Origin of the sequence: Bacillus sp. SG-1 (genome assembly GCF_000181495.1) — a bacterium.
GTDB lineage: Bacteria > Bacillota > Bacilli > Bacillales > Bacillaceae_B > Rossellomorea.
The window spans coordinates 1-9,136 of the sequence record NZ_ABCF01000091.1 but is presented as its reverse complement, the minus strand read 5'-3'; the positions used below and the strand labels follow the sequence as shown (position 1 = coordinate 9,136).

Annotated in this window: 8 protein-coding genes and 1 pseudogene; 1 reads left to right on the top strand and 8 read right to left on the bottom strand. The window is 45.2% G+C overall.

The window, feature by feature from the left end; translation table 11 throughout:
* Positions 1–98: 98 nt before the first annotated feature.
* The 4 genes from BSG1_RS17765 to katG all read right to left on the bottom strand — a co-directional run bounded on the left by BSG1_RS17765 (position 99) and on the right by katG (position 5,064).
* Positions 99–932, bottom strand: coding sequence for a MetQ/NlpA family ABC transporter substrate-binding protein (locus tag BSG1_RS17765; protein WP_006838589.1), 834 nt, complete (start codon positions 930–932; stop codon positions 99–101).
* A gap of 18 nt (positions 933–950) precedes the next feature.
* On the bottom strand, positions 951–1,613 hold the full coding sequence (locus BSG1_RS17760; RefSeq protein WP_006838588.1) for a methionine ABC transporter permease: 663 nt from the start codon (positions 1,611–1,613) through the stop codon (positions 951–953).
* Positions 1,614–1,619: 6 nt separating this feature from the next.
* Positions 1,620–2,354 (bottom strand): methionine ABC transporter ATP-binding protein, encoded by a 735-nt coding sequence (locus tag BSG1_RS17755; protein WP_006838587.1) that lies wholly within the window; start codon positions 2,352–2,354, stop codon positions 1,620–1,622.
* 529 nt (positions 2,355–2,883) lie between these two features.
* The gene (gene katG, locus BSG1_RS17750) at positions 2,884–5,064 is read right to left on the bottom strand and encodes a catalase/peroxidase HPI (RefSeq protein WP_044023124.1); all 2,181 of its coding nucleotides are present in this window, start codon (positions 5,062–5,064) and stop codon (positions 2,884–2,886) included.
* 813 nt (positions 5,065–5,877) lie between these two features.
* On the opposite strand from katG, the gene BSG1_RS21180 reads away from it, so the two are divergent.
* Positions 5,878–6,039 carry a hypothetical protein gene (locus tag BSG1_RS21180; RefSeq protein ID WP_006838584.1) on the top strand — a complete coding sequence of 54 codons (162 nt, stop codon included), beginning with the start codon at positions 5,878–5,880 and terminating at the stop codon, positions 6,037–6,039.
* Between the two features lie 156 nt (positions 6,040–6,195).
* On the opposite strand, the gene BSG1_RS17745 is transcribed toward BSG1_RS21180, so the two are convergent.
* From BSG1_RS17745 to BSG1_RS21175, 4 genes and pseudogenes are all read right to left on the bottom strand, one after another.
* Entirely contained in the window at positions 6,196–7,371 is a 1,176-nt protein-coding gene (locus tag BSG1_RS17745; protein ID WP_006838583.1) for a GTP-binding protein, read from the bottom strand.
* A gap of 17 nt (positions 7,372–7,388) precedes the next feature.
* On the bottom strand, positions 7,389–8,555 hold the full coding sequence (locus BSG1_RS17740; protein ID WP_006838582.1) for an FAD/NAD(P)-binding protein: 1,167 nt from the start codon (positions 8,553–8,555) through the stop codon (positions 7,389–7,391).
* Positions 8,556–8,561: 6 nt separating this feature from the next.
* Positions 8,562–8,831, bottom strand: a complete 270-nt coding sequence (rpsN, locus tag BSG1_RS17735) for a 30S ribosomal protein S14 (protein WP_006838581.1) — start codon at positions 8,829–8,831, stop codon at positions 8,562–8,564.
* Positions 8,832–8,890: 59 nt separating this feature from the next.
* Positions 8,891–9,136: pseudogene (locus BSG1_RS21175) on the bottom strand (hypothetical protein); the annotation flags it as partial.

The following is a 9,136-nucleotide window of genomic DNA, read 5'->3' as shown; positions in this document are numbered from 1 at the left end:
AAGCAGCTTCACTCTTTATCAAGGCATTTAATATCATTCTAGTGTCTACACACCAAAAAAGGAGCTCATTGAGATCATGAGCTCCTTTTTGCTGTTAGTTATTCAAACGCCGGAATCGCCGTTTCATCATAATTTTCTTCTAAGAATGTGCGGACTTCTTCACTCGTCATCGCTTCAGCCAACTTTTGGATCGGCTCTGAGTCCACATTGTCTTCACGTGCTACCAAAGTAATCGCAAAGTCATTTTCGATGCCTTCCGTCAGGAGACCGTCGCTTTTTGGAGTCAACCCAAGCGGAGCAGCATATGCCGGTGTCATGACGACCGCATCCGCGTCATCATACATTCTTGCAAGCATAAGCAAATCGACTTCTTCAAACTGATAATTCTTTGGATTTTCAATGATATCCGCTTGCGTGTAGTACACATCTTCTTTTTCTTTTAACGTGATGACTCCGTGCTGAGCAAGCAGGGACAATGAACGGTCGATGTTGGAAACGTCATTGGCAATCGCAATCACTGAGCCTTCAGGCAGTTCGTCCATTGACGCGTATTCTTTTGAATACACACCATAGTTAGCAAAGTAAATCGGTGTTACTGGTACAAGGTTTGCATCGTTGTTACGGTTGAATTCCTCCATGTACGGAACATGCTGGAAGAAGTTTGCATCCACTTCTTCAGATGCAAGAGCTGTGTTCGGCTGAACATTGTCTCCCAAGACAACCATTTCAAGGTTGATGTTTTCTTCAGCAAGCTTCGGCTTTACCAGCTCAAGGATTTCCGTCATTGGCGGAATCAGTGAAGCTACTTTTAATGTCACTTCTTCCTGCTCCTGATCTTTTGCAGGTTCTTCTTGTTGAGCTTGTTCATTATTTTGACCGCAGCCTGCCAGAACCAGCAGAAGTGCAGCCATGAGTAAAAGTAATTTTTTCATTTTGTTTCCTCCTGTTGTTTATCTTTTATCTATCACCCTTGCTGCAGTCGTTCCGATAAATTGGATAAGCTGCACAAGGATGATCATGATGATGATCATATAAATCATGAGATCCGTTTTGAATTGCTGATAGCCGTAGCGGATGGCAAAGTCACCAATCCCGCCGCCTCCGACTACTCCCATGATCGTCGAATAGGAAATGAAGCTGATGATCGAAGTGGTCAGTCCAAGGACAAGCCCCGAACGAGCCTCCACATAGATGAATTTGAAGATGACTTCCCTCACAGAAGCCCCCATTGAAACAGCTGCTTCCATCACGCCCCGGGGTACGTCTATCAAAGATTGCTCCACCAGACGTGAATAGTGTGCAATCGCTATGATCGCCAGCGGAACGGTCGCTGCGGCAGTGCCGATGGCTGTCCCGATGACAAACCTTGTAAAAGGAATCAAAAAGACGACCAATAATAGGAACGGAAAAGAACGGACGACATTCACCAGCAGGTTCAGTATCGAGAAAACCAGCTGATTTTCAAGCAGGTTGCCCTTTCTGCATAGAAACAGCAGGGTACCGACGGGCAGGCCTACCAGAACGGCTGCTATGATCGAAACACCGACCATGACAAAGGTTTCTCCGATAGACCGCCAAATTTCAGCTTCATATTGAACTAACACATCCAGCATGATCTATCACACATCCTTTGTCAGCTGTTCTATAAAGTAGTCCGGGCTGTCATCTCTCATCTCAATCCCTTTAGGTTCGCTCTCCACCGTGTCATAGACCTCACCGTTGGCCATGACTGTAACGCGATTGCAGATACTCTTGATCACGTCCATCTCATGGCTGACAATGACAATTGTGACACCGAGACTTTTATTGATCTCATTCAGCACACCGAGAATGTCAGCAGTTGTATTCGGGTCAAGCGATGACGTCGGTTCATCGCACAGCAAAACTTGCGGCTTATTGGCCAGAGCCCTGGCAATCGCCACACGCTGCTTCTGCCCCCCGCTCAATTGTGCAGGATATTTATTCATGAAGCTCTCCAAGCCTACAAAACGAAGGCACTCCATCACCCGGTCACGGCGGTCTTTCTTTGGAATGTTCGCCAATTCCAACGACACCACTACATTTTCATACACCGTCTTGTTGGCCACAAGATTGAAATGTTGAAAAATCATCCCGATGGATTTTCGTGCTTCACGGAGCTTTTTGCCGTTCATCTTCGTTAAAAGCTGTTCGCTCACTTCGACTTCCCCTTCATCCGGGGTTTCCAGCAAGTTCATAAGCCTCAGAAGAGTCGACTTGCCAGCGCCGCTCGCTCCAATGATTCCATGGATCTCCCCATTTTCAATCGTCAGGGACACTGACTTAATGGCTCCAAACCCTGAAAACGTTTTGGTCACTTCATGTAACGTAAGCACACAAAAAAACCCCTTTCTTCCATAAAGGGTGGTTACAACGCGTTCTATTATAGCTTAATGTTCAGGAGATGTCAGTTTAACCGTTCTTTTCTATTTATTATGAAAAAATAAACTATTAAGCAGTCCAGTTGTAGACAGGAAGATATAACGAGGGACAAGCCTTCCCTCATCCCCCATCACAATCTATTTAACGGTGATTCTGCTTCCACACCCGCAAATGACGCTATGCTTCAGCTTTTTGATCGGTGCCTGACAATGTTCACATACGTTTTTATTAGGTATCACGTCTATTCCCCCTTTTCGTTTAGTAAAGTATTTTCACGATTCAATAAATGTCTTAATTACGGGATGATAAAGAAAAGGTATCCGCCATAAATGGACGAATACCCGATATATATAGAGGTTTCAATTGAGAATATATAGGAATGGTTAGATAGCTAAGATTTAGCCATTTATTCAAATAGCTGCTGTTTCAGATCTGCCACCTGTCTACAGTGTTTGCTATAGACAGGAACAGATTTTATTCATATTATTTAAGGTCAAAGCGATCTGCGTTCATTACTTTTACCCAAGCATCTACAAAGTCACGTACGAACTTTTCTTTGTTATCATCTTGAGCATACACTTCGGCAATGGCACGCAGGACAGAGTTTGAGCCAAATACAAGGTCAACTCTTGTTGCTGTACGAACTACTTCACCTGTCTTGCGGTCACGTCCTTCGTAGACTTTTCCGTCCACTGGCTTCCACTCTACTCCCATGTCAAGCAGGTTAACAAAGAAGTCGTTTGTCAGTGTGCCTACATTGTCAGTGAACACGCCATGCTGGCTGCCGCCGTGGTTCGTACCAAGGACACGCATACCACCTACAAGAACTGTCATTTGCGGAGCAGTAAGATTCAGTAATTGCGCTTTGTCCACAAGAAGCTCTTCAGGGCTTACGCTGTACTGTTTCTTTTGATAGTTACGGAATCCGTCAGCCATAGGCTCCATCGGTTCAAAACTTTCTGCATCAGTTTGCTCTTGTGTTGCATCACCGCGTCCAGGTGTGAACGGAACCGTTACTTCAAAGCCGGCATCTCTGGCAGCTTTTTCTACTGCAGCACTTCCGCCAAGTACGATCAAGTCGGCAAGGCTGACTTTTTTATCAAGATGACTTTGGATGCCTTCCAATACATTCAGCACTTTTGCAAGCTGTTCAGGCTGGTTGACTTCCCAATCCTTCTGTGGAGCAAGACGGATGCGGGATCCATTTGCACCGCCGCGGTTATCAGAACCACGGAAAGTACTTGCTGAAGCCCAAGCTGTTGTGACAAGCTCGCTGATTGTAAGTTCGGAATCCAGGATCATCACTTTGATTTTTTCTACTTCTTCCTCAGTCAATTCATAATCAACTGCAGGAACAGGATCTTGCCAGATAAGTTCTTCTTCCGGAACTTCAGGACCTAGATATCTTGAAACCGGCCCCATGTCACGGTGAAGAAGCTTAAACCAAGCACGAGCAAATGCATCTGCAAACTCTTCCGGATTCTCGTGGAAGCGGCGGGAGATTTTTTCATATGTCGGATCCATACGCATCGCCATATCGGCAGTCGTCATCATCGTTGGAACACGTTGTGCTGCATCTTCTGCATCCGGCGCGAGGTCTTCCTCTTTAGGATTTACAGGGGCCCATTGATGTGCGCCTGCAGGACTCTTCGTCAACTCCCACTCATATCCAAACAGAAGATCGAAGTAACCATTATCCCACTGTGTAGGGTTAGCTGTCCAAGCGCCTTCGATACCACTTGTGATGGTGTCGCGGCCTTTTCCAGTTCCATGTGTGCTTGCCCATCCAAAGCCTTGCGCCTCGATTTCACCTGCTTCAGGATCCGCACCAACATGAGAAGGATCTCCAGCACCGTGGGCCTTACCGAATGTATGTCCGCCAGCTGTCAGGGCAACGGTTTCTTCATCATTCATTCCCATACGGCCAAATGTCTCGCGGATGTCGCGGGCACTTGCAAGTGGATCAGGAACACCGTTTGGTCCTTCAGGGTTTACATAGATAAGACCCATTTGAACCGCAGCAAGTGGATTCTCAAGCTCGCGGTCACCCGAGTAACGGTTATCTCCAAGCATTTCTTTTTCAGAACCCCAGTAAATATCTTCCTCAGGATGCCAGATATCTGCACGTCCGCCTCCGAAACCAAATGTCTTGCCGCCCATGGATTCAATCGCAACGTTTCCTGTCAGAAGCAATAAGTCTGCCCAGGAAATCTTGTTTCCGTATTTTTGCTTGATCGGCCATAACAGGCGACGAGCTTTATCAAGGTTGCCATTATCAGCCCAGCTGTTCAGCGGTGCGAAACGCTGTGCACCCGTTCCACCGCCTCCGCGGCCGTCAGCCGTACGATATGTACCTGCCGCGTGCCAAGACATACGGATGAAGAATGGTCCATAATGCCCGTAATCGGCAGGCCACCAATCCTGGCTGTCTGTCATTAGATCTCTAAGATCCTGCTTAAGCGCATCGTAATCTAATTTCTGAAATTCTTCTCTATAGTCAAAGTCTTCCCCCATAGGGTTCGTCTTCTTATCATGCTGATGAAGGATGTTCAAATTTAACTGATTCGGCCACCAATCTTTATTCGTAGTGCCGACTGAATTGTTGCTGGTCATGCTTCCGTGATGAAACGGGCAGCCGCCAGTGTTGTTATTTTTTGTATCCATATTCATTTCCCCTCTTCCTATAAAATAAGTAGAAAATATTATGATTAGCTTATGAATAAGCTTATTAAAATTAATTACAATTAAATGATAACACCTCTCAGTTAAAAGTCAATACTAATTTATAATGATTATTAATAAATAAACTATATCATCTTAAAAACTGTATTAAAAGGCAGTGGTAGTGGGGATTCTGCTTTATTATCAATTAGCCTCTTGTGAAGTGATTTCCGCTCCAGGCGTGCGACTCCGCGGGGCGTGCATCGAGCCTCCTCGGCTGTCATCAAAAGTGGAAGCACCCCGGTTAGCCCCGACAGGCAAATGTTCCGAAGAGAAAAAAAGGCGGTCTTTCCTTTTATTCTCTTCGGGTTATTTGATCCCGAGGGGCTGGGTGCTGGAACTGGACGTCACGCTAGTCCCGCAGGAAGTCTCACGCCTTCCACGACAATCGCCACTTTAGTAATATAAAAGACTACAATCTTTAAAAATAGATAGCAGGACATACCACTTCTACACTATTACTATTACAAAGCCGACAGTGTTTATGATTACTTGTTTCAATTTATTGTAAATGGCTGGACTATCTTTCTTTATGACATCAAAAAAGGGAAAAATAAGTGGTATGTATGGGAGAATGAGGCTTACGCGCCGAATATACATATATACGCACGGGTTATGCAGGAAGGCGCACGGGAAACAGCCCAATGCGCACGGCTTACGGTAAAAGTCCTTATCGTTTAAAGCTCAATGAGGTAAAATGAGTCTCTCAAGCATTTGGAGGAGTAACTAAAATTTAAGTTGTATGGGGGGATTCCCATGAGATGCGGCTCAAAATGCTTTCTTGTTGAAGTTGAGTTAAAAGAAGGCGCGCAAACTAAATCCGTTACCGCCCGCACACCCATAGAAGCAAGAAAAACCATCCGAAAAGAATATGGAGCAGAGGTTGAGATTTTATCTGTTAGAGAAGAAAAAAGGTGACAGAGGCATAGCTATTTGTCCCAGGCACCACCCGATATATGTCGAATACACAGACGAAAACACCTCCTTTAACCGGGAGGTGTTTTCGTTCTCTATGCAAAGTACGAGGAATGTATTTCATTAACGGTCACCCTCTGTATCTAAAAGGAATCCCATTTAAAAAACAGGAAGTCCATCCTCAAACATGGACCAGTCAGTCATCATTTCTTCATCTGTCAGCAGGCAGCCATCCAAACTGCTTTCAATGGATTGGCGATTCATGCCAATACCAATGAATACAATCTCTGTCATACGATCACCCCAGGTTTCATCCCATCTGCCCATCAATTCAGGTTCCTGTCTCAAGATTTCTTCCCGCTCTGATTCCGGATAAGAAGCGATCCAATTTCCCGCTGACTGCAATACGATGGATGTGCCAGCCTGTGATAACAAACCTGCTGTGTCATTGCGTGCTGAAAGCCAGAAAAATCCCTTCGCCCGGACAATTTCTTCCGGCCATTTTTCCAGCCAGCTTTCCCATCTTTCCGGATGGAATGGCTTTCTTCTTCTATATACAAAAGAAGTGATACCGTATTCTTCCGTTTCTGGGATATGCTCTTCGTTTAACTCTTTGATCCAGCCCGCTGCCTGGCTGGCTTTCTCAAAATCAAAAAGATTCGTATCCAATATTTTGTTCAGTTCCACCCTGGACTGCACAGTATTGATGATCTTCGCTTCCGGGTTGAGCTTCTGCAGAGCAGCATGCAATTCATCCCTTGTTTCATTGCTGATTAAATCTGTTTTATTTAATAGAATGATATCCGCAAATTCTATTTGATCGATTAACAGGTCTACTACTTCCCTGTTATCATCCTCTCCCGCTCCTTGTTTTCTTTCGAGCAGGCTCTCACCTGATGAAAAGTCATGCCAGAAACGATTTCCGTCAACCACGGTCACCATTGCATCCAGTCTGCAATGGTGGGATAAATTGATTCCTGACTCTTCATCTATGTAAGTGAACGTTTGTGCTACCGGAATAGGTTCTGAGATACCGGTCGATTCAATGACGATATTATCGATATCCCCCTTTTCCACCAGCCTTTCTACCTCAATCATTAAATCCTCACGCAAGGTACAGCAGATACATCCATTTTGAAGCTCGACCATCTTCTCTTCCGTCCGTGAGAATCCTCCTTGTTTGATGAGGGAAGCATCAATATTCACTTCACTCATGTCGTTAACAATAACAGCAATTTTTCTATTTTCCTTATTGGCTAAAATATGATTCAATAAGGTGGTTTTTCCTGATCCCAAATATCCGCTTAATACGGTTACAGGCACTCTTTTGCTCATGTACTGCCTCTCCCTTTTTACATTCTATTTAAAACAATCCTTTCAGCAGCCTTCCGAGCTCCGGCGATATTTCTCGATACCGGTCCGATTTCCAGCTCTGCCAGAGGACCTGTCACATAGAGGTGCGGGCACCATTCCAGCGAAGGCTCCACGACTGGATAGCCGCAGTTGGCACATTTCAACCTTTCCCGCTTAATGAGTTTTTGCAGCCATTCCTGCTGCGGCATCGTCGGGGTGAAACCCGTTGCCAGAATAATGGACTTCGCTTCGATCCTGACATCTGTGTCGAGGAGCAGCGAGATTCCCTGAGGGTCCGATTCTGCAGAGACCACTTCTCCATCTGCGATCGTTAATGAACCTTCCCTGGAGAGTTTATTAAGTCTTGCATGGAGTTCGGCAGTGATGGAGCCTCTGTGTCTTGCTTGCCCAATCGCAGCTCTGCGCTCTTCATAGTCTTTCAACTGCAAGAAAGAGTCCATATTCTTTGGGCCGAGCCAGCCTGGATTGCTGTCAAAATCATGAACCCGAAATGGATGCCTCTTCAGAACGGTGACCTTCCCTGGAAAAAGCCTGCTGAGCTTGATGCTTGTATGAGCTGCGGTTATGCCCCCGCCTACTACCATCAGCGGCATGGATTCGCTGACCATCTCCGGCAATTCCGGATCAAAAATATGATGAATACGATGTTCAGACTCTGTTTGCAGTTTGGCTGCCCACTCAGGGATATTCAACTGTTCACTTAGGCTAATGGAAATTACGATGTTTCTTCCATTGATTACTCGACCTGTCTCTGTGTGCACCTTCCACGTTTCCTTTTCTTTTGTTACATCTTCTACACGGCCTTTTACCCAAGCATCTTCAAGCTTGGTCTCGTGCAGCACCGTATCACTGTGTTCATTAAACAATGATAGTGACGGGCGTTTATAACGGCCATAAAAGTTTAGGGGCCCTTTCGACTTTGCAGCTTTCTGCAAGCTGAAAGGATGAACGTCAAGATGATGTACAAAGGGAGAACGTAAAAATTCCATTCCAATCCTCTCCGTATTTCGTTTCCAGTTGTGGAGAGGCCCATCATGCGGGTCAATAATCCGGATATTGTCTATGCTGGTCCTGCCGCTTTTTAACAAATAAGCGGCAACAGTGCATCCGTGAATTCCGCCGCCGATTATGATCCAATCGTACATAGTCCTTTACCAGCTGGACTTCTTGACGCCAGGAATCTGCCCTTTATGTGCAAGCTCCCTGAAGGCAATCCGGGACATTTTGAACTTGCGCAGATAACCGCGCGGCCGGCCTGTGACTTCACAGCGATTCTTCAATCGTGTCGGAGAAGAATCTCTTGGAAGTTTTTTTAGTGCCTCATAGTCACCCTTTTCTTTAAGTTCTCTTCTTAATTCTGCATATCGTTCTACAATCTCCTGGCGTTTTCTTTCTTTAGCGACTTTCGATTTTTTAGCCATTTCTTTTCTTCCTTCCAGGTTTTATTTCGTAATCATTACGATTTAACACTTAAAAAATTTTATATGAGTAATAGAAAATCCATTCTACTTTGGGTCCTGGAATTCAATTGCTCAGTATAGTCGATCCATTGAACCTTTTTCAGTTTCGTTCTTAATTTCGCATCTATCTCACTTTCGATTTCGCGCATAAGCTTCATAAGCTGTCCATAAGTCATATTGAAGTGAGCCGCTGCCTGCTTGTGCGGTGTATGCTTGACCAGAAGTGACATGAACTGATCGGAAGTTTCAGACCTTGATGCCAGTTC

Excerpts from the sequence above, each read along its gene's own strand:
- BSG1_RS17745 (WP_006838583.1), bottom strand. The coding sequence starts at position 7,371 with ATGAGCAAAAGAGTGCCTGTAACCGTATTAAGCGGATATTTGGGATCA.
- BSG1_RS17760 (WP_006838588.1), bottom strand. The coding sequence starts at position 1,613 with ATGCTGGATGTGTTAGTTCAATATGAAGCTGAAATTTGGCGGTCTATC.
- BSG1_RS21180 (WP_006838584.1), top strand. The coding sequence starts at position 5,878 with ATGAGATGCGGCTCAAAATGCTTTCTTGTTGAAGTTGAGTTAAAAGAA.
- katG (WP_044023124.1), bottom strand. The coding sequence starts at position 5,064 with ATGGATACAAAAAATAACAACACTGGCGGCTGCCCGTTTCATCACGGA.
- rpsN (WP_006838581.1), bottom strand. The coding sequence starts at position 8,831 with ATGGCTAAAAAATCGAAAGTCGCTAAAGAAAGAAAACGCCAGGAGATT.
- BSG1_RS17740 (WP_006838582.1), bottom strand. The coding sequence starts at position 8,555 with ATGTACGATTGGATCATAATCGGCGGCGGAATTCACGGATGCACTGTT.
- BSG1_RS17765 (WP_006838589.1), bottom strand. The coding sequence starts at position 932 with ATGAAAAAATTACTTTTACTCATGGCTGCACTTCTGCTGGTTCTGGCA.